Origin of the sequence: Nodosilinea nodulosa PCC 7104, from assembly GCF_000309385.1 — a bacterium.
Lineage (GTDB): Bacteria > Cyanobacteriota > Cyanobacteriia > Phormidesmidales > Phormidesmidaceae > Nodosilinea > Nodosilinea nodulosa.
The window spans coordinates 1,687,616-1,713,879 of the sequence record NZ_JH976537.1; the positions used below are offsets into that span (position 1 = coordinate 1,687,616).

A 26,264-nucleotide genomic window follows, 5' to 3' on the forward strand; every position below is an offset into this window, starting at 1 on the left:
GGCTCGGATTCTACCAGGGACGCCAGTTGCCCCAGTCTTCGTTGAAGATTGAGGTGTTGGGAAACTGCACCGGGTTGCCGCTGGCTTGCAGATCGGCCCGCAGCTGGTCGAGCAGAGGCTCCTGGCTGGGCAGGTCGTCGACCATTTCGTAGGGCAGCACATCGTTGCGCAGCGAAAGGTCGATGGTGTGGGCGGCAGCGGCCCCCACCGACCACTCAAAGGAATGCACCCGGTAGGCGGCGGCAGCGCTGTAGCTGGTGGCAATGCTCTTGCTGGCCACCAGCATATTGTCGATCCGCTGGGGAATCATTGCCCGCAGGGGAATTTGGGCGGGGTAGGCCTGGCCGTGGGCCTGGCGCACGCCGGGGCGCTCGATGTTGCCGGGGGCCTCTGCCGGGTACTCGGTCAGACAGGGGTGAAAGTCGATCGCGTACTGGGCAATGCCCACGGTGTCGGGGTAGAGGCGCGATCGCATCCGCACCGGAAACTGGTTGGGGTTGGCGCCGGGTTCAAAGGTCTCCACCGTATCTAGGCCTGCCAAAAATCGCCGCAGCGAGGTGTAGGTGCTTTCGCTCAAATTTTGCTGGTAGTACTCCGAGGTAAAGTCGTTCCACGAAAAGTCAATTTCGCTAATCGAGAAGCCATTTTCGTAGCCGTAGGAGGGCCGACCAATAATTCGCCGCGCCTCGCGAATGTAGGGGTACTTCGACAGGCCGTGGGCGGTGCCCATGGGCGAATCTAGCCCCATCATGTAGCGGTTAAAGGGCTCTGGCTCCTTCCAGGAGTCGTCGATCTGCGAGTCGGTGGTGCCAGTGGTGAGCCAGTAGAAAAAGCCGATCGCATTCTCTTCGCCCTTGCGCAGGGTGTCGGTGCGCAAGCCCCCCAGCCAGCCGCCCGGCTCTAGCTGACCGCTGGCCTTCAGCTGGTCTTCGGTGAGAATCAGGTTGTCGCGGCTGGTGCCGGGGCGGTAGTCATTGCCCCAGGTCCAGTTCTGCATGGAGATATCGCCGACGCCGGGACGCGGCACCCCCGCAATGGTGCCCTCAGCGTGGGGCGTGGCATTCCACAGGCGGCGGTAGGTAAACACAAAGTCGAAATGGTCCTGGGCATTTTTCAGCGAGTCACGCTCTTTTTCCCAGCTGTAGTAGGGCTGGTAGGTGCTGTAAAAATCAGGAATGTCGTAGGTTTGCGGCTCGGCGGTGTGCTCCATGGCAAAGGTGTAGGTAAAGCCCTGGGTGCAGTAGGGGTCGCGCTCGGCCACTGGCGAGGAAGGGTTGAGGGACGACTTGGGGTCTAACCCCAGCTCGTAGGGCACATCGGCCAGCACAATTAGCTCGCCGGTCTCGGTGGCCTCAACCACAAACCAGTCGGCCTTGCGAGGCGCGCTGCCTTCCTTGGGCGGGGCGGGCACAAACTGAATGATTTCTTTGGACAGACGGGCCGAGTCGTCGTAGGTGTAGGCGTCTTCAATAATTTCGGAGAGAAAGTCGGTGTTCAGCGGGGCGGTGCCCGGCGCCGGACTGTGGTGAATGGCGACTACGGTATCGATTTGGCTGCCGTCGGCGTTCAGGCTGAGGTCTTTGACCACCGTGTTGGGGAACCACTTCAGCTTGCCGCCCCCCTTGCGCTGGGCATCGGCCAGCATGTCCATCAAAATGGCGTTGGCATCGGCGGGCAGAAAGCAGGTGGCGCTGACCCAGCAGTTGCCGGGGTTGAGCTTGCCGTACTTGCGCTCAACGCGATCGCGCAATTCCTTATATCCCCGCGAGTAAAACAGCTGGTTGCGCTGCTCCTTCGACTCATCTAGCGCCGTGGTGCCCTGGGAAGAAATCTGCCCGCCCACCCAGTCGGTGAGTTCGGTCATGCAGACGGTGTGGCCCATCAGCAGGCTCTCGTAGGCGGCAGCCGTGCCCGCCAAACCGCCGCCGACAATCAGCAGTTCGCACTCGACTACCTGGTCGGGGGTACGGGGCAGCTGGGCTACGCGGGGCGCTACCGACTCCTGCGCCTGGGCGTTGTCAATGGGGCAGGGGATGGAGCCAGTGACCAGGGCAGAGGCAAGCAGGGGGGCAGTGAAGGCGCGAAAGAAGCGTTGCATGGCAAACCACGGGGGCGAATCGATTGCAACTATTAGCTTATCGGCTGGTTGCCCCAATCTGATGTTTGTCGCAAAAGAGTCGCAAAAAATAGAGGTCTCGGCCACTGCCGCTGCATGTTTGAGGTCGCCGCCTCGATCGCTTCTAGCCCCGGTCATTGCCCCCAGGCGGTTTGTCGCTCTCAAAGCAACAGCCAGTGCAACAAACTAACCCCACAAAACCGTTGCTGGGGTTGGGTTTGGCTTCGCTCAACGCCAGCCTGCATCAGAACTTTTGCCAGTCAATCAGGGGCAATCTCCACAGCGACGGGCTACCTGACTTTCTGGAAAAACCAAACTCAAGCTGAATCTAACTATACATAAATCTTATCCAAGTCTGGAAGTAAAATTTTGCCTGGGGGAAAATTCTAGATTTCGAGGGAATCTCGAACTGTACTTGGTTTAACACATCGCACTTTATTCACACAAGACGATGGATTCACTCTTTGTTCTCTTTCTCAATCGCTATTTTTGGTTAATTTGTCTGCTCGTCACCTGGATCAATGCTGTGATTTTTAAGCTGCGATCGCGCCCCTATATCCGTCAAAACCCAGCCCTAGCCCCCGGTTACGCCACTCTAATTCGAGGCTTTCTGGTTTGCTCTAGCCTACCGTGGCTCATGATGGGATTTGGCATCTTAGTAGGAGATGTGCCTGCAATTTGGTACTTTCTTTATCCTAATACAAACGACCCTTACGTATTAGCGTGGTGGGTGTTGTACTGGTTAAATATTGGCACCATCGCCTATTGGGTCATCCTACGCGGCGGCGCTGAAATGATGATCAGCCATCCTGGCTTTTTGAGAGGAAGTTCCCCAAGCTTAAAGACGGTAAAGCTTTTTTGGTTGCTAATGTTGGGTACGACAATAGTCATCACGATCATTTTGTTTAATCAGCCCCTACCCACCGAGCCGGTATAGGCTTGCCCTATTTTTCCAAGACATGTGCGACAGGTGACAATTGCTATACCGCCCCCAGCTTTAACAGATGTAGCCATAGTCAGTTGGGTTAAGACATTCAAAAACCTGAGAAACGTTTGAGCGCTCAAACGTTCTCAGGAAAACTGTCCTTACCAGACTGGCTACAGCTATAACCGTGATCTGGTCGGTGTGCAAAAGGCTTGTTCGGGCGAAACCGCCGCTGCAGGGCCAGCTTTCTACGGCTGATCGAGATAGAGCTTCGCCGCCTCGGTTCGCAGACGTTCCGCATTGCGGGCCAGAAAGTCGGCAATTACAGCCAGTTCCTCATCCGAATAATTCTCGTACAGATGTGCCAATGACTGCCGGGTCGATGCGAAAAGCAGGTGTGCCTCGGCAACCTGTTCAGCGACCGGCTCAACCAGGACACGGCGGCGATCGACGCGATCGTGAACCCGACGCACAAACCCTTTACGTTCCAGTCGGTCGATCAAGTTGGTTACCGATGCCGTAGCCAAACCCGTGTGCCTGGCAATTTCCCCTGCGCTCAGTGGCCCTAAGCGTTCGAGAACGCTCATGGTCTTGTAGTCGGTGAGGGGCAGACCCAAAACCTGCGCCATGGCCGCGTGGTAAATCACCGTAGCGTCACTATTCTCGCGCCCCACCTGGGCTAGCTTTGCCAGCAGGTCATCGCGAGTTGTGCCTTTTTCCGGGGGACGACTTGACATGGAGTACCTCCACGAATATATTACGATCAATCGAGATATACGGCGAGCCGTACCGATCGCCACCCGTTTGGCCGCAGCCACATGAGGATAATAGATGATGTCGGTGTTGTTCTTTGCGGTGACTATCGCTACTGCCCTGGCGCTGATGAGCCTCGGCGGTGGCCTGTACGAGTTCAGCGTGGTCGATCAGGTCTGGCCCGCGCGGCCGGAGTTGATCCAACCGAACCGCGGCGGCCTTTCGAGGCGCAGGTTCTGGATTCCCGCCCATGTCGCCTTTGAGCTCGGTCTGATCGTCTCGCTGATCGTCGCTTGGTCAGTGGTCGAACTCCGCACCTGGCTCTTGGTGGCCCTGGTCAGTCATGCCACAATGCGAGTTTGGTCGGCGCTGGACTTCATTCCAAAAGCCCTGGTGTTCGAGAAGGTTGATCCTGTGACAATCAGCGAAGATACCGCACGGTGCTGGGTGCGGCGAAGCTTGCTGCGGCTTCCGCTCGATCTGGTGACCTGCGTAGCCATGCTCACGGCCCTAACGCAGGCAGGCAGGTTGATGTAGTCAATTCAGGGGCTAGGTTTAGAAGTTGCCCAATGGTTATTACGTAGAGGTAAGAAACATGAAGATCACTGTTGAAACCACAGCTGCCGCACCAATCGAAGCGGTCTGGCGCGCATGGACAACCCCAGAAGACATAAAGCAGTGGAACGCCGCATCAGACGACTGGTGCACGTCGGCTGCCTCGGTAGATCTGCGCGTTGGCGGTACGTTCTCGTCGCGCATGGAGGCTAAGGACGGGAGCGCAGGGTTTGACTTCGGTGGAACCTATACAAAGATCGTTCCCCACGAGTTAATTGAGTGTGAGTTTGGCGGCCGCACCCTGGTCGTGCAGTTCATAGACGCAGGCGATCGCACCACAATTCGCGAAACCTTCGACGCGGAGGAGACGCATACGCCCGAGCAACAGCGAGAAGGGTGGCAATCCATTCTGGACCGTTTTGCCCGTTACGTTGAGACATCCAGGTAAATCTGTGGGGCCTCATACCGTTCAAGAGGCAGGTAAGCGCTCACGGTTCGCTCATTTTTAAATGAGGTCAGCCAATTGGGTTAGGTTTGGGCTATGGATACCTCCCTAACCGTTATCACCGAACGGGTTGACGATATTCCCCTGTTGCTGGCCCAACTGCAGCGGATGGACGTGCAACCCCTGCTCGACGACTACTTTCCGACCCATGGGAACTGGCAGGGGCTCAGCTTAGGCCATGTGGTGATAGTTTGGCTGAGCCACATTTTGTCCCAAGCGGATCACCGGTTAAACCCCGTGCAGGCCTGGGTAGAGCGACATCAGGAAACCTTGCAACAGGGCTTGCAGCAACCGGTTCGCGCCCTTGACCTGAGTGACGACCGCCTAGAAAGCGTGTTGCGATATCTCAGTGATGATGCCCAATGGGCGTTGTTTGAACCGGCGTTGAATCAGCGTCAGATTCAGGTGTATGACCTGCACCCCAAACGGCTGCGTCTGGATAGTACCAGCGTCAGCGGAGATTGGACGGTCAATGAGTCAGGGCTGTTCCAATATGGCCATAGCAAAGACCATCGCCCCGACCTGCCCCAACTGAAGCTGATGCTGGCGACGCTAGATCCGCTGGGGCTACCGATAGCGACCGAGATTGTCTCCGGGCAGCGCGCCGACGACCCGCTCTACATTCCGGCCATCGGGCAGGTGCGTCAGACCCTCAGTCAGTCTGGGTTGCTCTACGTGGGTGACAGCAAGATGGCCAGTCTAGCGACCCGTTGCTTTCTCCAGGCCACAGGCGATTACTATCTCTGTCCGCTCGGTGGGACTCAACTCAAGGCGGAGGCGATGCAGGCCTACCTAGACCCAGTGGAGCAAGGGGCCGTTGAGTTGCAGGAGATTCACTACGACTATGCCGACGGTCACACCGCGCTGATTGCCCGAGGCTATGAGCAGACCCAGACCCGCACAGGAGAATGGGACGGACACACCTGGACGTGGTCAGAGCGGCAATTGGTCGTGTACTCCTTGGCTTATGCTCAATCCGCCCAGCAGGCCTTCCAAGCTCGACTTGAGCACGCCCAGACGGCCTTAGCGGCGCTCAACCAATCGGGGCGCGGCCAGAAAGCCTTTCCCGATGAGGTCGCCTTAGCGCAAGCCGCCGAGGCGATTCTCACCCGCTACCGGGTCAAGGCCTACGTTCAACTCACCTACTCACAACAGGTGGAGCAACACGCTGTGCGTCGCTACCGGGACCGCCCGGCTCGGATGGTGGAGCACCGTCGATTCCAGGTGAATGGCACCCTAGAAACTGAGGCCATCAACCAGCAGATGCAAACCTTGGGCTGGCGGGTCTATGTCACCAATCATCCCGCAGCGGCATTATCGTTGCCTCAAGCCGTGACGGTCTACCGCCAAGAATATCTGGTGGAGCACAGCTTTAGCCGACTCAAAGGGCATCCCCTCTCCCTCTCCCCGATGTACTTACAGCGTGAAGACCATATCAAGGGATTAATTCGCTTACTCTCGATGGGGTTGCGGCTGTTAACGCTGGTGGAGTTTCAGATGCGTCAAGCCTTAGCTGGTCACCAAGAAACCCTCTCAGGGCTATATATCGGTAATCCCAAGCGGGCGACGGCACGTCCGACAGCCGAATTACTGTTGGCCAGTTTTCGCGACATTACTCTAGTCATGGTGAATGCACGAGGGCAGACCTATGCCCATCTGACGGAGCTGACGCCTTTACAGCAGCAGATCTTAAAGGCTCTCAACTTCCCGGTAAGTATTTACACCCTGCTGGGGCCCGTATCTGACGAACCACCTTAGAAATGAGCGAACCGGGAGTAAGCGAACTGGGCGCTGCAATTGTCTGACCGGGCATGAACGTCTTGCGTCATGGGTGAACCCCTATGGCTCTATCGGCTAGGTGAGTCCAGTTGTTCCAGTCTTTCTAGCAGCCTGGTGGTAAATCATAATTTTTGCGTTTCCATGAAGTAAATAGGTCTGATTATCTATAAGGCACATTTCGACTCCGCACAATGCCCGATCCGCTGCTGGGCAGAGGCTTGAGCGGAGTCATACACAAACTGTCTCCAAAGGGAGAAAACCCGGAAACTTTGATTGGGTTTAGTTTGACCGTCCTAATCCCCAGCACTCAAGATTCGCCATAAAAATTATGGCGAAAACGATTAATTTTAATGACTGAGCAGAGTTTGGGCAGTCCAGAAATTAATTAATAATTTCTCCATTGCTTCTGGCTAACTTTTCACGCCATTTTTGAAGTTCCTCAGGTGTTTGCCTCACCCAGTCTGTCACTTCACCGACAATTTTTAATGGTGCTTGAGAGCGATAGGAGCGGGTCGGATTGCCCGGAAACTTTTTATCTGTAACATTTGGGTCATTTTCAAACTCCCCCGTCGGTTCAACGATATAAACTCGCTCACGTCTATCGCCTTTTGCTAAGGCAGCAGCCAGTCCCGCTCCGTTAACAAGGGCTGTGAAATAAATGTGATTCATTTTGAGTTTGGGCTTGTAGTTAGAACTGTTCCCTGCTGTCAGCAAATCTCCAACCTGTAAATCTGCCCTCGTCCCATGGTAAAATGGGCCTTGATCAGAGGGTTTATCCTTAAACAAAGTTGCCAATTCATAATTCTTTTTTGCTTTATCAGGGTCGCTTAAATCTTCATGGCATTTGGCAATGTTTGAATATAGAGAAGGCAAGGCACTCTTAACAGTATCGTCGTTTATTTTAAGGGCAAACTGCAAAGCCGTTTCGAGCCATTTTAATTTGTCAGGAACATTCTCTTGGTGTCGGGCCACATAATGAGCTGATATAAATTTTTCAAAGTCATATATCGCTTCATTCCAGGCTTGAAGAAAAAGTTTATGCGCCTCTTCGGGTTTGCCTTTTTCTTCCATACCCATACCTTGAAGGCAGAGTTTAACAACATTGTTGTTTGGGTTAAATTCCATAATTATTTTGCCTATCGATCATTGTAATTTCAATTTATTTGCTTGCCCTCAGGCCATTGAGGCGTATCGAAATTACCGCTAACGATTGCATTCAGTGGCGGCTAGTAGACTGCGGCACAAGTGTGACGACTGTTGTCAATCGCGAAGGAGCAGGGGAGCCAAGCGAGCTGGAATAGTCGGCATATTTCAGCCTTCGAGTACTGGCAACTTCAGCTATAAAACATCAAAAGGGCACAACCCACAGCACCGCTTACTTCAAGCTTTCCCATCACGATTAAGAAGCGGTGGATCGGGCTGGTTGGCCACAGTCCAGGGCTGGGGCTAGGTAGCGGTGACCCATCCCTCAGCTAACTGGCTTAGCTCAGGGGTGCGGCTTGCAACGAGGGTTCTACCGCGCTGGCCAGCTGACGCAGCATAGCGGCAGTAGTGTCAAAATCGACGCAGGCATCGGTGATGCTCTGGCCGTAGATGAGCTGCCCCAGGTCGCGGGGAATGGCCTGGTTGCCTGCCTTCAGGTGGCTCTCAATCATTACGCCGAGGATGTGGCGTGAGCCACCGCGCACCTGGGCGGCAATGTCGTCGAGCACGTTGGTTTGGCGGTTGTGGTCTTTGTTGGCGTTGGCGTGGCTGCAATCGACCATCATGCGGGGGTTGAGCTTGAGCTTGGCCATTTCTTCGGCGGCTTTATTGACGTGCGCGGCGCTGAAGTTGGGGCCGCCCTTGCCGCCGCGCAGCACCAGGTGCCCGTCGGGGTTGCCGGTGGTGGTGACAATGCTGGCCAGCCCGCTGTGGTTAATGCCCAGAAAATGGTGGGGGCGGCTGGCGGCGACCATGGCATTCATGGCGGCTTGCAGGCTGCCGTCGGTGCTGTTTTTAAAGCCGATGGGCATCGAGAGGCCGGAGGCCATTTCGCGGTGGGTCTGGCTTTCGGTGGTGCGCGCGCCGATCGCCGTCCAGGCAATCAAGTCGGCAATGTACTGGGGCGTGACCGGGTCGAGCAGCTCGGTGGCGGCGGGCAATCCCAGCTGGGCCAGGTCGAGCAGCAGCTTGCGGGCCAGGCGCAGGCCGGTGTTGATGTCGTAGCTGCCGTCTAGGTGGGGGTCGTTGATTAGCCCCTTCCAGCCGACGTTGGTGCGGGGCTTTTCGAAGTACACCCGCATCACAATTTCGAGCTGCCCCGACAGTTCGTGGCGCAGGTTGACCAGTTTTTGGCCGTACTCGTAGGCCGCATCGATGTCGTGCACCGAGCAGGGGCCGACAATCACCAGCAGGCGACGGTCTTCGTTGTAGAGAATGTGGCGAATGCGATCGCGCGCTTCGGCCACCAGCGTTGCGGCCTCAGCCGAGGTGGGAAACTCGTGGTGCAGCAGTGCCGGACTGACGAGGGGGCGAGTCTCAACAACGTGGAGATCGTGGGTTTGGTGCATTGAATTTGGCCTAATAACGAACGGCTCCACCCCGGAGCCATGCCTACAAAATGGTAGCGTACCTTACTCCCCGTAGGGGTTATGGCTCCGGGCTGAGTTCTTAACCAACCGTGACCTGGGCAGGGGTCTCGGCAGAGGGGTCGAGGGAGGGCAGCATCTCAATTTCGGCGTCGTTGTAGAGCACCATCGTGGTCGAGGCATTTTCTTCAAAGCCGATGCGCTTGTAGAAGCCCTGCTGATGGGTGGTCATCAGGTAGACCCGCTCCACCCGGCTCATGTGGGGATGGGCCACCAGAGTTTGTACCAGCTTGCGGCCCAGCCCGCCGCCCTGGTAGTCGGGCGAAATCACCACATCCCAAATGGTGGCGCGAAACACGCCGTCGGAGGTGGCGCGGGCAAAGCCGATCAGCCGATCGCCGTCCCAGGCGGTGACGACCGGATAGCTGTGGGCGATCGCGGTTTCCATATCGGCGCGGGTGCGATCCTTCGCCCAAAACGCCGCCGCCTGAAAGAGTTCCACCAGCTGGTTCAGCGCCGGGGCAGAAAACTGGTCTGTGTATTGAAATTGAATAGCACTGCAATCCATCGACAACCTTTCACATCCCAATTAGGGCTAAGGGGTTAGTGAGCGTTAGCTTAATCGCAAAAACGGCGGGGATTCTGTCACTCAGGTAGCGGAGACCGCTCCTGCCAGGGCAGACGATTCGCGAAAGGACGTCCGCCACCTACCGGCCTATAGATTTGCGAGAGCAACGTCGAGGGTGCGCCCAGCGCCATGCTCTTCAGACAGAATAAACAGATTTTTTGGATAGTGGTATACCAAAACTCGGATTCCTTTGACATTGCCAAGAAGCCCTGACACCTGCATGCAGAACCGTCTCATTCCGCTTGGCTCCCTTTCCTCGGTGGAAAGACGGCGCTAACCGCGCCATGCAAATGCTTGGTCTATGCCGGTGACTGAGACAGGAGGCCCTTACGCGGGAGTACGCTGCTGACGCAGCTTCCACACCATGCTGGAGACTAGGTTCGTCACCGTATGGGCCACAATTGGCACCAGCAAATTGCCCGTCAGCACCGCTCCGATCGCCAGCACAAGCCCAATGGCCGTCGCCCACACCACGTAGGTCCACTGCTGCAAACTGCTCAGGTGCAGCACCCCAAAGCTCGCCGCCGATACCGCAACACCCAGGGCGTTTAGGCCAATGGCAGGCAGCATCACGCCGCGAAACAGCAGTTCTTCGCTCATGCCCGGCAGCAGCCCCAGCCAAAGCAAATCGGGCCAGTGGAGGGGTTGCAGCACCATGGTCAGATAGGTGTCGGCGCTGTGGCGATAGGCGGGCCACAGTCTGTAAATTGCCCCACTGGCCAGGGTAATCGCCAGCCCCAGCCCCACACCCAGCAGTCCATCCTGGAGCGAAAACCGCAGCGGCAGCAGCCCCGCCGAGTCAAAATACAGCCAGGCCTTAGAGATCAGCAGCAGCACCACCGCCGTCACCCCCATGGCCGCCAGCACCTGCATACGGGTCAGGGGCTCTAGCTGAGGATCGGGGCGAGGGTCAGGGTTGGAAGGCGGCTGGGTCACAGTGGTTATGGCAAAGGGCACTGCTATCTTAGCGAAGCGGTCTCAGGAAACTCCCTGGCTTTTGGTACAAGCAGCCATACCGACGCCCCTAGCCGCTGCCCGAGCGCTGGTTAGCCTGCCCCAGGTTGGTCAGCCTAGGCCGGAGGCGTTTTGGTAAAGGGCCAGGTGAAATAGAAGGTGGTGCCTTCGCCCACCGTAGAGGTGAGCCACACCCTGCCATTTTCGGCTTCGACAATTTTTTTTACCACCGCCAGGCCCACCCCGGTGCTTTCAAAGTCGTCGCGGGCCTTGAGGGTTTGAAAAATGGTGAAAATTTTGTCGTGGTACTGGGGGGCAATGCCAGGGCCGTCGTCGGCAACGGCAAACTCAATCCGTTTGCCCTGGTCTCGCCAGGTAACGCGCACGGTGCCCTGGTCGCGGTGGTGGTGCTTAATCGCATTGTTGATCAGGTTGGCAAACACCTGGCCCAGCGCTGTTTTGTGGCTGTAGAGAGTAGGCAAGTCGGGGGCAATATCCAGCCCAAACGACTTGGGGGGAGCCAGCGAATCGACCACATTGGTCAGCAGTTCACTGAGGTCAACCGCCTCAATGGTGCGCTGGCGGCGGCCCACCCGCGAGTACTCCAGCAGGCCGTTGATCAAAGCTTCCATGCGCTGCACCCGACTGCGCAGGAGGTCGAGCTGGTGTTGGTTCTCCGGCGGCAGCTGGTTGCCCAGGTCTTCGCCAATCCAGTCGGCCAGGTTAGAAATGGCGCGCAGGGGCGCCTTCAGGTCGTGGGAGGTGACGTAGGCAAACTGGTCTAGCTCGGCGTTGCGCTGCTCCAGCATGGCGGTGGTGTGGGCCAGCACCAGGTTGGTGTTGGCCATTTCGTCGGCCCGCCGCAGCAGCTCTTCGCGGGCGGCTTTGCGGTCCTCAATATTTTCAAGAATGGCGATCAGGGCTGAGGGTCCATGGGTGTCGTCGCTTTCTACCGAGACCGTCACCAGGGTCCACAGGGGGGTGCCGTCTTTGCGCAGGTAGCGCTTTTCAAACTGGCAGGAGGTTTGTTCTCCAGTCAATAGCTGCTGGTGGTAGTACTCATCTTGAGGTTTATCCCCTTCGTAGGTAATGGCCTGAAAGGACTGACCGAGCAAGTCTTGGGGCTGATAGCCCAGAATGTTGCACAGCTTTTGGTTGACCTGAATCCAGTGGCCCTGCATGTCGAGGCGGGCCATGCCCACGGCGGCCTGCTCAAACACCGCCCGAAAGCGCGTTTCACTGGCCCGCAGCGAAAGCTCGGCCTGCTTGGCCGGGGTGATATCCTGCATGACCCCCACCATGCGCTGGCTGTGGCCATCTTTGACGGCTACGACTCGACCGTAGGCGCTGATCCAGTGCCAGGTATCGTCGGGCCAGTGCATGCGGTACTGCCCAACAAACTCGCCCTGGGTGGCGATCGCGTCGTTGACCAACCCCTCTATGGCGGGCAGGTCGTCGGGGTGCACCCGCTCGGCCCACACCTGGGCCGTTTGGGAAACCGTGCCAGGCTCCAGGCCCATGATCCGCTCGGTCTGGGGCGACCAGAGCTGGGTTTCGTGGTCCAGGTGCCAGTCCCAGGTGCCCATCTGGGCCGCGCTGAGGGCCAGGTTGAGCCGCTCGGCAGTATCTTGCAGGTCGTCTTTGGCCCGCTGCAGGGTGCTGCGATCGCGGCGTTCCTGCTCCAGCAGGGTTTCGATCTGCTGCTTGGCTGCCTCTAGCTCAGCGGTACGGCGCTGCACCCGCTCTTCTAGGGTGGCGTTGAGCTGCCGCACCTCGGTCTCGGCCGTGCGCAGGCTGGCTTCGGCCTGCTTGCGATCGCCAATCTCCGCCTGCAACGCCTGGTTCATATCCATCAGCTGGGTGGCGTTGGGCAGCGCCAGCGCCAGCGGCAGCCGGGGCACCAGCTCCAGCGCCGTGTAGAGCGACACCAGGGCCGTAAACGCCTTGACCGACCCCGACACCCAGTAGGTCGGAAACCACAGGGTCCACACCGAAAGCAGGTGAGTGGCACCGCAGGCCGCAATAAAGGTGGCGAACAGCCAAAACAGCGGCTTAAACGGCACATCGGGCCGCCGCTGCACAAAATAGATCAGCGCCCCCGCAATCAGCCAGTAGGACAGCGCAATTAGCGCATCTGACAGCAGGTGCAGCCACACCAGCCCCGGCTGCCAAAGGTAACAGTGTCCGTGGGGAATATACGGCCCCGACACCAGAGCCTGCCAGTCCTCGATCATGACACTATCCTTTCCCAGCAGAGGCAAGAGCATTGTTAATCTTCCTGGCATACCATGCCCACTCGCAACAGAGGCTCTACCCTTAGATATAGGCCTGGGGCAGTGCAGGTCAGCCTGGAGATACGTGCCAGACCCCTGAAATTGCCCCATAATCAAGTCACCTCGGGCGTTAACACGGCCCGCGATTTTTTCAATGCCTCATTAGGGGGCTACCTATGACAGATATTCGCATTGTACTGATCGAAGACCATGACCTTACCCGCCTAGGCCTCAAGGCAGCCCTCCAGCGAGTGCCCGGTATGACTGTGGTTGGCGAAGCGGCCAACGGTGCTCGCGGCCTCAGTCTTTTAGAAACCGAGCACCCCGATGTAGCCATCGTCGATATCGGCCTGCCGGACATTGACGGTATTGAACTCGTAGAGCGTCTGCGCCAGTCCCAGGGCAGCGTTGATACGCCCACTCGCGTCCTGATGCTCACCATGCACGACAGCGAAGAAGCGGTTATGGCCGCCTTTGCGGCCGGGGCAGACTCCTACTGCATGAAGCAGACCGAGCTAGACGACCTGATTGTGGCCGTACGGGAGACTAACGAAGGCAACTCGTGGATTGACCCGGCTGTGGCCAGCGTAGTGCTGCGCCAGGTGCGCAAGACTCCAGCCGGGGCGCTGGCGGCCAGCAACCGAACCGTCTCCATTGAAGCGATCGAGCCCGAATTCGAGCAAATACTGGAGTCGTATCCGCTGACCGAGCGCGAGCTAGAAATTCTCGAGCTCATTGTGGGCGGGTGCAGCAACGCGGAGATTGCTGAGCGGTCGTACATTACGGTGGGCACAGTCAAGACCCACGTCCGCAGCATCCTCAACAAGCTGGGGGTAGACGATCGCACCAAGGCCGCCGTGCGCGCCCTGCGATCGGGTCTGGTAACGTAGGTGGCGCGACGGCCCTAGGGCTGTTTATCAGGATTGCTAGCTGTGGCCTCTAGAGTCATGGTTAAATAATTTCACAACCGTTCATAACTCCAAACACGCAAGGCTTACGGCCGGTTGTCAAACCCCGAAGCAACCCTATGGACACCACTCCCTCTGCTCTGCTACCGACATTGGGTCAGCTCCAGCGGAAGCTGGCTCAGGACTTTCAGCGGCTATACCGCGAAAGGCTCGACCACACCCCCGGTAAAATCACCTGTCAAATTCTGGATGAGAAACTGCTGTTTGTCATCGAGGACTCCGTGACTAAGCCCGAACAACTGCTGCTGGACGAAGGGCAGGCCGAACTGGCAGAACAGGTCAGAGGCGATCTTGCCGCCGCCCTGCGTCCACAAATTGTTGAGATGGTTGAGTCTACCCTGGAGCGTCAGGTCGTCGATGTTTTGACCGATGCCACCCTGACTACCGGGCGCACTAGCGTCGTGATCATTCTCTCTGAACCGCCCGAGGCGCGTCCTGCCGCCAAAAATACCTAGGCCCCAGATACCTAAGCCCCAGTTGGCCCAGGGAAGTAGGTCCCATCAAATCTATCCCTAGGCGCTCAATTTTTTACATTAGCCAGAAACTTTGCGCCAGCGGCTTGCGCCAGCCATGCAGACCGCTCAGGCTCGGCTACAGGCCCCAGACAACCCGCCCGATTGGACGAGTCGCCGCCTCAGCACGCAAGCGCGAGATGTGACGTATGGCGGGGTGCTGCCAAAAAGCTGGGGAACCCAAAAAGCACAGCCCTAGGCTGCCGACTGGGGCATACCGATAAAGCGGTTGATTAGATGCTCCAGAGGCTGAATTAAAAACGGCTTGCTGATGTAGTCATCAAAACCGGCGGTAAGGATTTTTTGGCGATTTTCCTGACCAGCCAGAGCGGTCACCGCCACCACCGGAATGTCTCGAGTACCAGCATCGGCCCGCAGCTGCTGAATCAGGCTATAGCCATCGACCTGGGGCAGATGAATGTCCGATAAAATCAGCTGAGGGTGGTGCTGCCGAGCTGCCTTTAGAGCGGCCAGACCATCGGCTACAAAGCAAGTCTCGCAGGACAGCTGCTCTAAAATGTAGGCCATTAGAGTGAGGCTATCATCGTCGTCGTCCACCACGAGCACGACAGGAGCCTGGGGGCGAACAGCGAAAGAAACAGAAGCTGAATTTTGCACAACCACAGGGAATATTCTCCTTGATGAGGCCACGAAACGAGGGGGTAAGCCGTAGCTATACCCGCTAGAAAGGCATTCCGTCCGTGGTCAAGGGAGCACGCAAAAGGACTGGCTGGAGATTCAGGTCTACAGCGAACGCTGCTGAAGGAGTCAAGCAACGTTGAGTAGAGCTAAGAAAAAGCAACTTTCTTTATTTTTGCTTAATCTTTTTGCTAGCTTAGCACAGCCATCCCTGGGATGGGCGACACAGGAGCGTATGGATCAACCTTCTTAATTTTTCGATTCCTTCTTTAATTTCTCTGGTTGAACCATTCACTCAGGCCGGGCAGGGTTTAGCAAAGGGAGACCTGAACCGGATGCTGGGCGCGCGGCCTACTGTTGCAGCCCTGCCGATTCAGGCTGCTCGGCCTGTGGTACTGGCCCGTCCGTCCGTCGGTTTGGCCAGGTTTGTTAGACTGAGGGAGTCCTACTGGCATTTCCCCTCACCCCACAAGGATTCTTTGGCATGACGGTTGCACCCTTACCGACTCCTTTAATTAAAACCAACGATCTGCTCCAGCGCGACTACTCGGCCCCCCGCGATCGCTTCGATAGCTCCTGGGAGGCCACCCTCTCAACCCTGCTGGGGCTGGGCCGCGCCGCCGGGGCAGATTTTGTCGAATTTTTTCTAGAGCGCAACAACTACATCAGCTGCCAGGCCGAAGACGACGCCATCACCAGCCTCTCCCCGCGCCTGGTGACCGGGGCTGGGGTGCGGGTGTTTGTGGGCAAAGCCGACTGCTACGTCAGCACCAACGACCTCACCTTCAACGGTCTCAAAGCCGCCCTCGATAAAGCCCTGGCGATTATGGGGCTGGCCCTGCCCGGCCCCAGCGCCAACCTGGCCGAAATTAATCTAGAGCTGCTGCGCGACTACGCCACCGCCAAGGGCAAAGACGGCTGGCTGACCCGGTGCAGCTCGATGCAGGAAATGGGTGACGTGCTGCTGTCCGCCAATGCCGCCCTGGCCAAGGAAGCTAACCACGTGCAGTCGCGCCGCGCCGTCTACTTTCGCGACTGGCAGGAGGTGCTGGTGGCCGCCAGCGATGGCACTTTTGCCCGCGACATTCGCCTCACCCAGTCGGTGGGCTACAACCTACTCTGCGCTGACGGCGAGCACCGCTCCTCGATTGGCCAGCGGGCGGGCGACACCAGCGACCCGGCCTTTCTACGCCAGTGGGACTTCCAGACGGCGGCGGCGGATGTGGCCGAGTCGGCGGGCAAAATGCTCTACGCCGACTACGTGGAGTCGGGCAGCTACCCGGTGATTATGGCCAACAAGTTTGGCGGCGTGATCTTCCACGAGGCCTGCGGTCACCTATTAGAGACCACCCAGATCGAGCGGGGCACCACCCCCTTTATGGACAAAAAGGGCCAGAAGATCGCCCACGAAAACCTCACCGCCTGGGATGAAGGGATTTCTCCCGACGCCTTTGGCACCATCGACATGGATGACGAGGGCATGCCCGCCCAGCGCACCCTGCTGATTGAAAATGGCGTGCTGAAGAACTTTTTGTCTGACCGGGCCGGGTCCATGCGCACGGGCCACCCCCGCACCGGCAGCGGTCGCCGCCAGGGCTTTACCTACGCCGCCGCCAGCCGCATGCGCAACACCTACATTGCCCCCGGCGATTACTCCCTCGACGAGCTATTCGCATCGGTCGAAAAAGGCATCTACTGCAAGCAGATGGGCGGCGGCAGCGTCGGCGCTACGGGCCAGTTCAACTTTGCCGTTTCCGAAGCCTACCTGATCGAAAACGGCAAAGTGACCAAACCCCTCAAGGGCGCAACTCTGATCGGCGAAGCCACCGAAATCATGGACAAAATCTCCATGTGCTCTAACGATCTTGATCTCGCCGCTGGCTTCTGCGGCTCGATCAGCGGCAGCATCTACGTCACCGTGGGCCAGCCCCACCTGAAGGTGGACTCGATCACCGTCGGCGGCCGTTAGAAAGGTAGGTGGATGGACGAATCAGGGAGGCAAAGGCGCTGATGTCAAACCTTGAGCAAATTGAAGCAGCGATTATTTCGCTGCCGTCTAATGACTTTGAGAAATTGAGAGTCTGGTTTTTTGACCTGGACTACGAACGCTGGGATCAGCAGCTAGAGCGGGATATTGCAGACGGCAAGCTAGAGGCCCTAGCTCAGGAGGCGATCGCTGAGTTTGAAGCGGGCCACCGTCGAGAACTTTAATGCCCTATGCCACCCAGCGATTTTGGCAATGCTACAACGCCCTGCCCAAAAGTGTTCAGCGCACTGCTGATGAATGTTACACGTTGCTTAAAACCGATCCGTCCCATCCGTCTTTGCACTTTATAAAGATTAGGCAAAAATTATTGGTCTGTTCGAGCAGGCCTGAGCCATCGAGCTTTAGGTGTAGACGTTGAAAGCGGTATCTCTTGGTTCTGGATTGGAACTCATGCTGAATATGACAAGTTGATTGGCCGCCTATAGCCAACCTCCCCTCCCCATCTTCCCCATCCCCCCTATCTTCCCCATCACTCTACACCCCATCCCCCATCACCCCATTACCCCATCACTCCCTATGCCCTCCATTCAAGACATCGCCGCCTACGCGGAATCTAGCGCTAAGAAGCTCGGCATTTCCAAGTACGACGTCTACGGGTCTTCCGTCGACGAGACCAGCGTGCAGGTCGACAAGGGCGACCCCAAGCAGGTCAAAGCCTCCAACCGCTCCAGCGTGATCGTGCGGGTGTGGAACCCGGACGGCAAGGTGGGGGTGACCTCCACCAGCGACGTGGACCCGCTGGGCATGGATCTGGCCCTGCAAACCGCCCAGGAGGCCAGCGCCTTTGGCGTCAGCGACCACATCCCCGACTTCAGCCCTGAGTCGGTGGCCCCCACGGCGGATGTGCAAATAGAAACGGTGCCGCCTGCGCCCGTAGGCGATCTAATTTCGACCCTAGTAGATGTGGAGAAGCAGCTGCTGGAGGCGCATCCGGCGATCGCCAGCGTGCCCTACAACGGCCTGGCCCAGCGCGATATCGATCGCTTTTACCTCAACAGCGCCGGGGCCTTGCGCCACGAAGCTCGCTCCTACGCCTCGCTCTACCTGTACAGCAAGACCGAGCAGGAGGGCCGCAAGCCGCGATCGGCAGGGGCCATGCGGGTCGATCGCGGGCTGCCCCTGCTCGACATTGAAGGCTGCCTGAAAGAAGCCGCCGAAAAAACCATCAGCCACCTCGACTACAACAAAGTGGCCTCGGGCAAGTACCGGGTGGTGTTCTCGGGCGAGGCGTTTTTGAGCCTGCTGGGGGCGTTCTCGAATATGTACAATGCCCAGAGCATTTTGGACAACCGCAGCCTGTCCACGGTCGATTCCCTCGGCAAGGTCGTAGCATCGCCGCTGCTGTCGGTGTACGACGACGCGCTGCATCCCGAAAACGTCAGCGCCGAAACCTTTGACGGCGAGGGGACGCCCACCCGCCGGGTGCCAATCATTGAGCAGGGCGTGCTGACCCAGTTTTTACACAGCGCCGGGACGGCCAAGCGCATGGGGGCCAGCCCCACCGGCCACGCCAGCATTGGCGCTAAGGTGTCGGTTGGCCCCAGCTTTTACGAAGTGCTGCCCGGAGCCGAGGCCAGCAGCGAATTTACGCTCGAAAATGCCGAGAACGTGATTTTCATCGACGACCTCCAGGCGCTCCACGCCGGGGTGAATTCCTTGCAGGGGTCGTTCTCGCTGCCCTTTGATGGCTGGCTGGTGAATAAGGGCGATCGCGTCAGCATCGAATCGGCCACGGTGGCGGGGGACTTCTGCGATCTGCTTAAGGCGATCGTCCATGTAGAACCGGAGGCGGAGATTACCCCCGGCGGTCTGTGCCCGCGCATCTGGGTCGATGCTCTGTCGATCACTGGAGAAGGTTAGGGGAAACCCACTGCTGCACGCCCCCCTGCACCAGGCCGATGCCCACCTGCACCAGGCTAAAGCTGGCTCCGGCCAGCAGCGCCGCTTTGACCAGGCCGACATTGAGTCCGGCCCGCACGGCGGCGATCGCGCCCAGCAGCGTCCAGCCCGCCAGCGCCAGGGTAATCGGCGGCCCCAGCAGAGGAATCACCGTCAGCAGGTTGAGCAGCTGAGGCGTGTAGGCAAACCCCACGGGCACCAGCAGTTCCCGGTAGGGGGGCACTGGCGGGGCCAGGTAGGCATTGAGTTTCCAGAGGGTGTAGGTCCAGAGGTAGTACCCGGTCACTATGCTGAGACCATTGATCAGCACACCGATGCCCAGCTGGGCCAGAGAGGGCTGGTAGAGCAGCAAAATCAGGCCGCTGCCCAGGCCGTGGGAGAGTCCGGCCAGGATGACGATACCCCGAGCAAACCGGGCGGCCCCTGAGTATTGATGGCTGTGCTCATAGAAATCTTGATTGAGGGTCAGCGCATCCACCAGCACCTGTCTCAACCACCTGATAGAATGCCGCTGACCCATAGATGCGTCCGTTCTTCTCTGGCTCAGTTTACTCCCTGGGGCCGCTGCCGATGAAATCTCTGCTGCAAACGCTGATTGCGCGATCGCTCGGCGATACCGGCAAGCTGCTGACCGCCCTGGGGCTGTTCTTTTTGGCCTGGGGCACCATCGCTCCGATTAGCACCCTGTCGTGGTGGCTGCGCGGCGGCGATCGGCTGGCGCAGCAGCGCCCCGAACTGCCCGCCAAGGATGTCGCGGCAGGCGCAGGCCCGCCGTGCTATCTGGTATTTTTGGCCGGGGTGGGCAACGTGGCCGACGTAGATTTGGCCCCAGGGGAAGACGCCTTTTTGACCGCCATGGCGGCGGCAGAGCCGGACTGCGTGGTGGTGCGCAAGGTGTTCCCCTACTCGGCGGTGAACGACAATGTCGGCGGCCAGCCCGTTTTTCGCTGGCTGTGGCAGCTCAGCGATCGCCTGGACGGAGAGGGCGATCCTGCCCACACGGTGCTCAAAATTCGCAACCTGTGGCGCATGGCCCTCTCCGCCGACAGCCGCTACGGGCAGATCTACAACCGGGGGGCGGCGGCCACCATCCTGGAGCGGATGGCGGCCACCCAAGCCATTCCCCTGGAGGCTGACAAGCCGTTTCAGCTGGTGCTGGTGGGCACCAGCGGCGGAGTGCAGGTGGCCATGGGGGCAGCCCCCTACCTGCAAGAATGGCTGCCGGTGGAGATCACGGTACTCTCCTTTGGCGGTGTCTTCGACGGCCAGGACGGCTTTGGGGCCGTGCAGCAGGTTTACCACTTTTACGGTCAGAACGACTGGATCGACAACCTGGGCCTGGTGCTGTTTCCCTCCCGTTGGGGATGGACCTGGGGATCGCCCTACAACCGGGCGCGGCGGGCGGGAAAATACGAGGCGATCGCGACCGGACCGCACAGCCATGACGGCGATCGCGGCTACTTTGGCCTAGATCCCCTGGGCGGCGACCCCCGCCAAGCCACCACCTACCTGGATCTGACGCTGCAACAGGTGCAGGCGCTCCCCCTGTGGAACCAGCTCTAACGCTCGGCCTCCCGGCTGCAATTCTCTGGCCTAACCCTTAAGCTGATCACGTGCGATCGCGTTGAGATAAACCCCATGCGTCAACCCCAGCCAGCGCCCGTTGCCCTGATCACCGGAGGAGCCCAGGGGATCGGCCTGGGCATTGCCCAGCACCTGCTGGGCCGCAGCTGGCGGGTGATCGTCGCCGACCGCAATGCCGCCGCTGGTCAGGCGGCTCAGGCGACCCTGGCGGCGCCGCCCGAGTCTTTCCGGTTCGTCCCCTGCGATGTGGCCCAGGAGATCGACGTGGAGCGCTGCGTTCAGGCGGCTATTGACCAGTTTGGTCAGCTCAACGGCCTGGTGAACAACGCGGGCATTGCCAACCCCTACAGCGGCCCGATCGAAGCCCTCCGCCTGGAGGACTGGAACCGCTGGCTGGGCACGAACCTGACCGGCTGCTTTTTGATGGCGAAGCATGCGGTGCCCCATCTGCGGCAGAGCGGGGGGGCGATCGTCAATATTGCCTCCACCCGCGCGCTCCAGTCTGAGCCCCACGCCGAAGCTTACGCTGCGTCCAAAGGTGGAATTGTCGCCCTCAGCCATGCCCTGGCGATTAGCCTTGGCCCAGCGGTGCGGGTCAACTGCATCAGCCCCGGCTGGATTGACGTCAGCCAGTGGCAGCATCCGCCCCAAGCCGCCCAGCTCAGCGCCGCAGACCATGCCCAGCACCCCGCCGGGCGCGTCGGGCAGCCCCAGGATGTGGCGGAGATGACCCACTTTTTGCTCTCCAGCGCCGCCGGCTTCATCACCGGGCAAAATCTGATCATCGATGGCGGCATGACCCGAAAGATGATCTACGCAGAGTAAGATGCGAGCACCGTCACCCTGCCCGCCCCGCCAAGGAGGCATCCCATGACCACCGCAATTCAGGCACCCCAGACGTTTAAGGTGCCTGGCCCCCGTCCCCTACCGCTGATTGGCCGCTCCCTGAACAGCCTTCGCTTTGCCAGAGATTCCGTGGGCTACACCCGCGAGCTGTTTCACACCTACGGCAACCTGGTGGCTTTGGCCAAGGGCGGCCGCACGCGCCTCTATTCTCCCCGAGACACCTGCCCCGCTACGGTCTTTGCCTATGGCCCTGAGCTGGTGCGCCAGGTCACCACCCAGCATGAGGTTTACTTCAAGTATCCGCTGACCGGACCCAGCTACCGGCTGCGCGATCGCTCCGCCCGCACCAGGCCCCTCAACCACTTTCTGGTCGGCCTGTTTGGCGTCAACTCAGCGGAGCATTTGCAGCAGCGCAAACTCATGGCCCCCGCGTTTCATCGCCAGCGCCTGGAGACCTACGCCAGCGATATGGTCGCCATCACCGCAGACCAGCTCAACCAGCTTCAGGTCGGCCGGGTGAACGAAATGGCGATGGCGATGCGGCAGCTCACCCTCCGCATCGCCACCAAGTCGCTCTTTGGCGAAGATATCGGCGCCAGCGCTGGCGCGGCGGGAGGCAGCCCCGGTCAAACCATTCAAAATGCTCTGAACATGCAGGGGAAGCTGCTGATGCGGGCGCTGCCCCTGGACTGGCCGGGGCTGCCCTGGCACCGCTACCTCAACCTGGTGGCCAGCTACGAGGCCAGCATGCGCCAGATCATTCAGGCCAAGCGCCAGGCGACGGGCGACGAACCCGATGTGCTGTCGATGCTGATGCAGGTGCGCGACGAAGACAGCGGCGATCGCCTCAGCGAAGCAGAACTGCTGGGGCATGTGGGGGTGCTGTTTGTCGCCGGTCACGAAACCAGCGCCAACGCCCTCACCTGGACGATTTTTCTGCTGTCGCAGCACCCTGAGATTATGGCCGACCTGCTGGATGAACTGGAGGCCACCCTGCACGGGGCGCCCCCCAGCCTGGAGCAGCTGGCTCAGCTGCCGCTGCTGGAGAATGTGATTAAAGAGAGCCTGCGGATTTTATCGCCGGTGCCGTGGAATGGCCGGGTGACCGCTCAACCCACCGAGCTGGGCGGCTACCAGCTGCCAGCGGGAACCGAAGTGCTGGTCAGCCTTTACCAGACCCATCAAATGCCCGACCTCTACCCCGATCCAGCCGCCTTTGATCCCCACCGCTGGGAGACCATTCACCCCGATGCCTACGCCTACAACCCCTTCAGCGCTGGCCCACGCCTGTGCATCGGGGCCGGGTTTGCGATGATGGAAATTAAAATCATTCTGGCCATGCTGCTGCAGCGATACCGCCTGGAGTTTGTGCCCCAAGCCCCCATCGATCGCGCTGGCGTGATTGTGATGCGGCCCAAGCACGGGCTGTCGATGGCCGTACACCAGCAGGACCGCCAGTTTGGCGCCGGGGTGGGGCAGGTGAGGGGGAACCTGCGCGAAATGGTAAAGCTCCCCTAGGGGCAAACGGCGATCGCCTCAAAACCCATTCACGCCATCGCCCAGCGATCCCGCAATCTCTACCGTCTTTTTTTGCCTATGTCGAACGCCTCCCTGCCTCCTCCTCGGGCGGGCTACACCCTGCCCGTATTCGCCTGCGCGGGGGCCGTAGCGGCGCTGCGGTGTTTGGTCGATGGCCGCGATCGCCCCGCCAGCGTCAGCCTCGATCTGCTCAACCCGCCTCAGCCCGCCGATATCCCCATCGACCAGATTGCGCCGCTGCCCGACGGGTCGGTGCTGGCCATCACCCACAGCGATCCCGGCGACAACCTGGACCTCACCCGCAACACCCCAATCTGGTCGGTGGTGGCCTGGGGCAGCGGCGATCAGGCTGAACCAATTTTGCTTCAGGGGGGAGAGGGGGTGGGACAGCAGGTCAACCGAGACCACGCCCCGGCAATCTATCAGTACGCCAGGGAGCTGATCGGCCACAGCCTGAGGCCGCTGATTCCCGAGGCTAAGACCGTGAGGGTCACGATTATTCTGCCGGAGGGCCGGGCGCTGGGCGATCGCACCTCCAACGCCGCCTTTGGAGTGATCGAAGGGCTGTCGCTGCTGGGCACCTCCGGCATTGCGGCCCCCCTCAGCGCTCCGGGGCAGCTTGACCAGTCCCGCGAAATCCTGCGGGCCAAGGCGGCCCGGTATGGCCACCTGGTCTTTTGCCTGGGCGAAAACGGCCTGGATCTGGCGGTGAAGCTGGGGATCGACCCCGATCGCCGGGTCAAAACCGCCAACTGGCTCGGCCCCCTGCTGGTGGAAGCCGGCGACCTGGGCGCTGCGGGGGTGCTGCTGCTGGGCTACCACGGCAAGCTGATCAAACTGGCGGGGGGAATTTTTCACACCCACCACCACATCGCCGACGGTCGCCAGGAGATCTTTGCCGCCTGCTGCGCCGCCGTGGGAGTGCCGCTGCCCACCATTCAAGACGTTCTTAAGGCCCCGACCGTGGAGGCAGGGCTGGGAATTTTGCGCGATCGCGACGGCGCAATGGCCCAGCGCGTTTACCAGCAGATTGTTGAGCGTATTGACGAGCGCGCTGCCGCCTACGTCCACGCCCACACCGGCAGACCCCTAGCCGTAGGAACCATGGTGTTTGACCGCCAGCGGCAGGTGGTGGCGCGCAGTCACCTCGCTGAAGGCCTGTTTAATCAAGTTTTGGTAGACTAGAAGGAATATCTTTTTATAAAAATCCATAACATCTCCATACAACACCCGCGACGTTGGCTGTCCTGGGGCAAGCGGTTTTCCTCTCTATCTATTGCTCTGGTTCCATTGCAGAATCGTTTAATCTGGGCATCGACAATCCCCAAACGGGAGCAGCCAGGGCTAGGTTCCAACCTTCCTGGTTTCCCCGTCTCCTCTCTACCCCGGTGCCGCCAGCCCTTCGCCATCCGTCTAACGCCCCCAAGCCCACCACGCGCAGGATTAACCCGTGACCCTTCAAACCGAAACCACTACCAACCTTGGGGAAGACTCCCTGCCAGAGGTCAACCGCCAGATGCTGGTGATTCTCGACTTTGGCTCCCAATATTCCGAGCTGATTGCCCGCCGCATTCGCGAGACCGAGGTGTACTCCGAGGTGCTCTCCTACCGCACCACCGCCGAGCAGCTCAAGCAGCTCAACCCCATGGGCATTATTTTCTCCGGCGGGCCTAGCTCGGTCTACGACAACGGCGCCCCCCACTGCGACCCGGCCATTTGGGACCTGGGAATTCCGGTGCTGGGGGTGTGCTACGGCATGCAGCTGATGGTGCAGCAGCTCGGCGGCCAGGTCGACCGGGCCGATCGCGGCGAGTACGGCAAGGCCGCCCTGTTTATCGACGACCCCACCGACCTGCTCACCAACGTCGAAGACGGCACCACCATGTGGATGAGCCACGGCGACTCGGTCAGCCGTCTGCCCGAGGGCTTTGAGCTGCTGGCCCACACCGACAACACCCCCTGCGCCGCCGTCGCCGACCACGCCCGCAAGCTCTACGGCGTCCAGTTTCACCCCGAGGTTGTGCATTCCCAGGGGGGCATCGCCCTAATTCGCAATTTTGTCTACCACATCTGCGAATGCCAGCCCACCTGGACCACCGAAGCCTTTGTGGAAGAGGCCATTCGCGAGGTGCGGGCGCGGGTGGGCGACAAGCGGGTGCTGCTGGCCCTCTCGGGCGGGGTAGACTCGTCAACCCTGGCATTTTTGCTGCACCAGGCGATCGGCGACCAGCTCACCTGCATGTTCATCGACCAGGGCTTTATGCGCAAAGATGAGCCCGAGCGCCTGGTGAAGCTGTTCAAGGAGCAGTTCCACATTCCGGTGATTCATATCAAAGCGCGCGATCGCTTTTTGGCCCAGGTCGAAGGCATCACCGATCCCGAAGAAAAGCGCAAGCGCATCGGCCACGAATTCATTCGCGTGTTTGAAGAAGAGTCCAAACGCCTTGGCCCCTTCGACTACCTCGCTCAGGGGACGCTGTATCCCGACGTGATCGAATCCGCCGACACCAACGTGGACCCTAAAACCGGCGAACGGGTAGCGGTGAAAATCAAGAGCCACCACAACGTCGGCGGCCTGCCCAAAGACCTGCAATTTAAGCTGGTAGAACCCCTGCGCAAGCTGTTCAAAGACGAAGTGCGCAAAGTAGGCCGCTCCATCGGCCTGCCTGAGGAAATTGTGCGCCGTCAGCCCTTCCCTGGGCCGGGGCTAGCGATTCGCATCATTGGCGAAATCACCAAAGAACGCCTGGAAATTCTCCGCAACGCCGACCATGTGGTGCGCGACGAGATTGCCAAGCAGGGTATGTACCACGACTTTTGGCAGGCCTTTGCGGTGCTGCTGCCGGTGCGCAGCGTGGGCGTCATGGGCGACCAGCGCACCTACGCCTACCCGATTGTGCTGCGCCTGGTCAGCAGCGAAGACGGCATGACCGCCGACTGGTCGCGGGTGCCCTACGACCTGCTAGAGACGATTTCAAACCGCATCGTCAACGAGGTGGAAGGGGTTAACCGCGTGGTCTACGACATTACCTCGAAGCCCCCCGGCACCATCGAGTGGGAGTAGGGTAAACCCCAACGGTTCTCTTCGACTCCGCTCAGCCAACGTTGGCTGAGCGGAGTCGAAAAGAATCTGGCTCAAGACACGGTCCGTGCCATACCCAGAACAAAGAGG

General features: G+C 59.5%; 23 protein-coding genes and 1 pseudogene. 15 read left to right on the forward strand and 9 right to left on the reverse strand.

What is annotated here, in order from left to right; genetic code table 11:
• Positions 1–10 precede the first annotated feature (10 nt).
• Entirely contained in the window at positions 11–2,098 is a 2,088-nt protein-coding gene (locus LEPTO7104_RS0107560; protein WP_017297952.1) for an FAD-dependent oxidoreductase, read from the reverse strand.
• A gap of 469 nt (positions 2,099–2,567) precedes the next feature.
• Here LEPTO7104_RS0107560 and LEPTO7104_RS0107565 point away from each other — a divergent pair, with 469 nt between their 5' ends.
• Entirely contained in the window at positions 2,568–3,053 is a 486-nt protein-coding gene (locus tag LEPTO7104_RS0107565; RefSeq protein ID WP_017297953.1) for a hypothetical protein, read from the forward strand.
• A gap of 236 nt (positions 3,054–3,289) precedes the next feature.
• Here the strand turns inward: LEPTO7104_RS0107565 and LEPTO7104_RS0107570 are convergent, their stop codons facing one another.
• Positions 3,290–3,778: a MarR family winged helix-turn-helix transcriptional regulator gene (locus tag LEPTO7104_RS0107570; RefSeq protein ID WP_017297954.1), complete on the reverse strand. Its 489-nt coding sequence runs from the start codon at positions 3,776–3,778 to the stop codon at positions 3,290–3,292.
• Between the two features lie 94 nt (positions 3,779–3,872).
• On the opposite strand from LEPTO7104_RS0107570, the gene LEPTO7104_RS0107575 reads away from it, so the two are divergent.
• From LEPTO7104_RS0107575 to LEPTO7104_RS0107585, 3 genes are all read left to right on the forward strand, one after another.
• Positions 3,873–4,331: a hypothetical protein gene (locus LEPTO7104_RS0107575; RefSeq protein WP_017297955.1), complete on the forward strand. Its 459-nt coding sequence runs from the start codon at positions 3,873–3,875 to the stop codon at positions 4,329–4,331.
• Between the two features lie 58 nt (positions 4,332–4,389).
• Positions 4,390–4,797 carry an SRPBCC family protein gene (locus LEPTO7104_RS0107580; RefSeq protein WP_017297956.1) on the forward strand — a complete coding sequence of 136 codons (408 nt, stop codon included), beginning with the start codon at positions 4,390–4,392 and terminating at the stop codon, positions 4,795–4,797.
• A 93-nt stretch (positions 4,798–4,890) separates the two neighbouring features.
• Positions 4,891–6,612, forward strand: a complete 1,722-nt coding sequence (locus LEPTO7104_RS0107585; protein WP_017297957.1) for an IS1634 family transposase — start codon at positions 4,891–4,893, stop codon at positions 6,610–6,612.
• Between the two features lie 402 nt (positions 6,613–7,014).
• On the opposite strand, the gene arr is transcribed toward LEPTO7104_RS0107585, so the two are convergent.
• The 5 genes from arr to LEPTO7104_RS33155 all read right to left on the reverse strand — a co-directional run bounded on the left by arr (position 7,015) and on the right by LEPTO7104_RS33155 (position 13,019).
• On the reverse strand, positions 7,015–7,419 hold the full coding sequence (arr, locus tag LEPTO7104_RS43530; RefSeq protein ID WP_071527370.1) for an NAD(+)--rifampin ADP-ribosyltransferase: 405 nt from the start codon (positions 7,417–7,419) through the stop codon (positions 7,015–7,017).
• Between the two features lie 695 nt (positions 7,420–8,114).
• A complete protein-coding gene (locus LEPTO7104_RS0107595; RefSeq protein ID WP_017297959.1) occupies positions 8,115–9,185 on the reverse strand; it encodes a 3-deoxy-7-phosphoheptulonate synthase in 1,071 nt (356 codons plus the stop codon).
• Between the two features lie 100 nt (positions 9,186–9,285).
• The gene (locus tag LEPTO7104_RS0107600; protein ID WP_017297960.1) at positions 9,286–9,771 is read right to left on the reverse strand and encodes a GNAT family N-acetyltransferase; all 486 of its coding nucleotides are present in this window, start codon (positions 9,769–9,771) and stop codon (positions 9,286–9,288) included.
• 387 nt (positions 9,772–10,158) lie between these two features.
• The gene (locus tag LEPTO7104_RS0107605; protein WP_017297961.1) at positions 10,159–10,767 is read right to left on the reverse strand and encodes a CPBP family glutamic-type intramembrane protease; all 609 of its coding nucleotides are present in this window, start codon (positions 10,765–10,767) and stop codon (positions 10,159–10,161) included.
• A 134-nt stretch (positions 10,768–10,901) separates the two neighbouring features.
• Positions 10,902–13,019 carry a PAS domain S-box protein gene (locus tag LEPTO7104_RS33155; RefSeq protein ID WP_017297962.1) on the reverse strand — a complete coding sequence of 706 codons (2,118 nt, stop codon included), beginning with the start codon at positions 13,017–13,019 and terminating at the stop codon, positions 10,902–10,904.
• Between the two features lie 215 nt (positions 13,020–13,234).
• Here LEPTO7104_RS33155 and LEPTO7104_RS0107615 point away from each other — a divergent pair, with 215 nt between their 5' ends.
• Together LEPTO7104_RS0107615 and LEPTO7104_RS0107620 are read left to right on the forward strand one after the other, a co-directional pair.
• Positions 13,235–13,948: a response regulator gene (locus LEPTO7104_RS0107615; RefSeq protein ID WP_017297963.1), complete on the forward strand. Its 714-nt coding sequence runs from the start codon at positions 13,235–13,237 to the stop codon at positions 13,946–13,948.
• A gap of 137 nt (positions 13,949–14,085) precedes the next feature.
• On the forward strand, positions 14,086–14,481 hold the full coding sequence (locus LEPTO7104_RS0107620; protein ID WP_017297964.1) for a Na-translocating system protein MpsC family protein: 396 nt from the start codon (positions 14,086–14,088) through the stop codon (positions 14,479–14,481).
• A 252-nt stretch (positions 14,482–14,733) separates the two neighbouring features.
• Here the strand turns inward: LEPTO7104_RS0107620 and LEPTO7104_RS33160 are convergent, their stop codons facing one another.
• On the reverse strand, positions 14,734–15,105 hold the full coding sequence (locus tag LEPTO7104_RS33160; protein ID WP_017297966.1) for a response regulator: 372 nt from the start codon (positions 15,103–15,105) through the stop codon (positions 14,734–14,736).
• Positions 15,106–15,661: 556 nt separating this feature from the next.
• Here LEPTO7104_RS33160 and LEPTO7104_RS0107635 point away from each other — a divergent pair.
• From LEPTO7104_RS0107635 to LEPTO7104_RS0107645, 4 genes and pseudogenes are all read left to right on the forward strand, one after another.
• Entirely contained in the window at positions 15,662–17,146 is a 1,485-nt protein-coding gene (locus LEPTO7104_RS0107635; RefSeq protein ID WP_017297967.1) for a TldD/PmbA family protein, read from the forward strand.
• A gap of 41 nt (positions 17,147–17,187) precedes the next feature.
• On the forward strand, positions 17,188–17,388 hold the full coding sequence (locus LEPTO7104_RS0107640; protein WP_017297968.1) for a hypothetical protein: 201 nt from the start codon (positions 17,188–17,190) through the stop codon (positions 17,386–17,388).
• Positions 17,388–17,649: pseudogene (locus LEPTO7104_RS43535) on the forward strand (ParE family toxin-like protein). Before LEPTO7104_RS0107640 ends, LEPTO7104_RS43535 begins: the two are co-directional and overlap by 1 nt.
• A 91-nt stretch (positions 17,650–17,740) precedes the next feature.
• Positions 17,741–19,084: a TldD/PmbA family protein gene (locus tag LEPTO7104_RS0107645; protein ID WP_017297969.1), complete on the forward strand. Its 1,344-nt coding sequence runs from the start codon at positions 17,741–17,743 to the stop codon at positions 19,082–19,084.
• Here LEPTO7104_RS0107645 and LEPTO7104_RS0107650 read toward each other — a convergent pair.
• Complete coding sequence (locus tag LEPTO7104_RS0107650; RefSeq protein ID WP_040695324.1) at positions 19,068–19,643, reverse strand: tail assembly protein; 576 nt, start codon at positions 19,641–19,643, stop codon at positions 19,068–19,070. The two genes, LEPTO7104_RS0107645 and LEPTO7104_RS0107650, sit on opposite strands and share 17 nt — an antisense overlap.
• 50 nt (positions 19,644–19,693) lie before the next feature.
• Between LEPTO7104_RS0107650 and LEPTO7104_RS0107655 the strand changes: the two genes are divergently transcribed.
• The 5 genes from LEPTO7104_RS0107655 to guaA all read left to right on the forward strand — a co-directional run bounded on the left by LEPTO7104_RS0107655 (position 19,694) and on the right by guaA (position 26,156).
• Complete coding sequence (locus LEPTO7104_RS0107655; RefSeq protein ID WP_017297971.1) at positions 19,694–20,686, forward strand: hypothetical protein; 993 nt, start codon at positions 19,694–19,696, stop codon at positions 20,684–20,686.
• A 75-nt stretch (positions 20,687–20,761) separates the two neighbouring features.
• The gene (locus tag LEPTO7104_RS0107660) at positions 20,762–21,532 is read left to right on the forward strand and encodes an SDR family oxidoreductase (protein WP_017297972.1); all 771 of its coding nucleotides are present in this window, start codon (positions 20,762–20,764) and stop codon (positions 21,530–21,532) included.
• Between the two features lie 45 nt (positions 21,533–21,577).
• Positions 21,578–23,071: a cytochrome P450 gene (locus LEPTO7104_RS0107665; RefSeq protein WP_017297973.1), complete on the forward strand. Its 1,494-nt coding sequence runs from the start codon at positions 21,578–21,580 to the stop codon at positions 23,069–23,071.
• Positions 23,072–23,149: 78 nt separating this feature from the next.
• Complete coding sequence (gene cbiD, locus LEPTO7104_RS33165; protein ID WP_017297974.1) at positions 23,150–24,277, forward strand: cobalt-precorrin-5B (C(1))-methyltransferase CbiD; 1,128 nt, start codon at positions 23,150–23,152, stop codon at positions 24,275–24,277.
• A 331-nt stretch (positions 24,278–24,608) separates the two neighbouring features.
• The gene (gene guaA, locus LEPTO7104_RS0107675; RefSeq protein WP_196358171.1) at positions 24,609–26,156 is read left to right on the forward strand and encodes a glutamine-hydrolyzing GMP synthase; all 1,548 of its coding nucleotides are present in this window, start codon (positions 24,609–24,611) and stop codon (positions 26,154–26,156) included.
• Positions 26,157–26,264 lie beyond the last annotated feature (108 nt).

Coding starts and splice junctions, on each gene's coding strand:
- LEPTO7104_RS0107560 (WP_017297952.1), bottom strand. CDS start 2,098: ATGCAACGCTTCTTTCGCGCCTTCACTGCCCCCCTGCTTGCCTCTGCC.
- LEPTO7104_RS0107565 (WP_017297953.1), top strand. CDS start 2,568: ATGGATTCACTCTTTGTTCTCTTTCTCAATCGCTATTTTTGGTTAATT.
- LEPTO7104_RS0107570 (WP_017297954.1), bottom strand. CDS start 3,778: ATGTCAAGTCGTCCCCCGGAAAAAGGCACAACTCGCGATGACCTGCTG.
- LEPTO7104_RS0107575 (WP_017297955.1), top strand. CDS start 3,873: ATGATGTCGGTGTTGTTCTTTGCGGTGACTATCGCTACTGCCCTGGCG.
- LEPTO7104_RS0107580 (WP_017297956.1), top strand. CDS start 4,390: ATGAAGATCACTGTTGAAACCACAGCTGCCGCACCAATCGAAGCGGTC.
- LEPTO7104_RS0107585 (WP_017297957.1), top strand. CDS start 4,891: ATGGATACCTCCCTAACCGTTATCACCGAACGGGTTGACGATATTCCC.
- LEPTO7104_RS0107595 (WP_017297959.1), bottom strand. CDS start 9,185: ATGCACCAAACCCACGATCTCCACGTTGTTGAGACTCGCCCCCTCGTC.
- LEPTO7104_RS0107600 (WP_017297960.1), bottom strand. CDS start 9,771: ATGGATTGCAGTGCTATTCAATTTCAATACACAGACCAGTTTTCTGCC.
- LEPTO7104_RS33155 (WP_017297962.1), bottom strand. CDS start 13,019: ATGATCGAGGACTGGCAGGCTCTGGTGTCGGGGCCGTATATTCCCCAC.
- LEPTO7104_RS0107615 (WP_017297963.1), top strand. CDS start 13,235: ATGACAGATATTCGCATTGTACTGATCGAAGACCATGACCTTACCCGC.
- LEPTO7104_RS0107620 (WP_017297964.1), top strand. CDS start 14,086: ATGGACACCACTCCCTCTGCTCTGCTACCGACATTGGGTCAGCTCCAG.
- LEPTO7104_RS0107635 (WP_017297967.1), top strand. CDS start 15,662: ATGACGGTTGCACCCTTACCGACTCCTTTAATTAAAACCAACGATCTG.
- LEPTO7104_RS0107640 (WP_017297968.1), top strand. CDS start 17,188: ATGTCAAACCTTGAGCAAATTGAAGCAGCGATTATTTCGCTGCCGTCT.
- LEPTO7104_RS0107645 (WP_017297969.1), top strand. CDS start 17,741: ATGCCCTCCATTCAAGACATCGCCGCCTACGCGGAATCTAGCGCTAAG.
- LEPTO7104_RS0107650 (WP_040695324.1), bottom strand. CDS start 19,643: ATGGGTCAGCGGCATTCTATCAGGTGGTTGAGACAGGTGCTGGTGGAT.
- LEPTO7104_RS0107655 (WP_017297971.1), top strand. CDS start 19,694: ATGAAATCTCTGCTGCAAACGCTGATTGCGCGATCGCTCGGCGATACC.
- LEPTO7104_RS0107660 (WP_017297972.1), top strand. CDS start 20,762: ATGCGTCAACCCCAGCCAGCGCCCGTTGCCCTGATCACCGGAGGAGCC.
- LEPTO7104_RS0107665 (WP_017297973.1), top strand. CDS start 21,578: ATGACCACCGCAATTCAGGCACCCCAGACGTTTAAGGTGCCTGGCCCC.
- cbiD (WP_017297974.1), top strand. CDS start 23,150: ATGTCGAACGCCTCCCTGCCTCCTCCTCGGGCGGGCTACACCCTGCCC.
- guaA (WP_196358171.1), top strand. CDS start 24,609: ATGCTGGTGATTCTCGACTTTGGCTCCCAATATTCCGAGCTGATTGCC.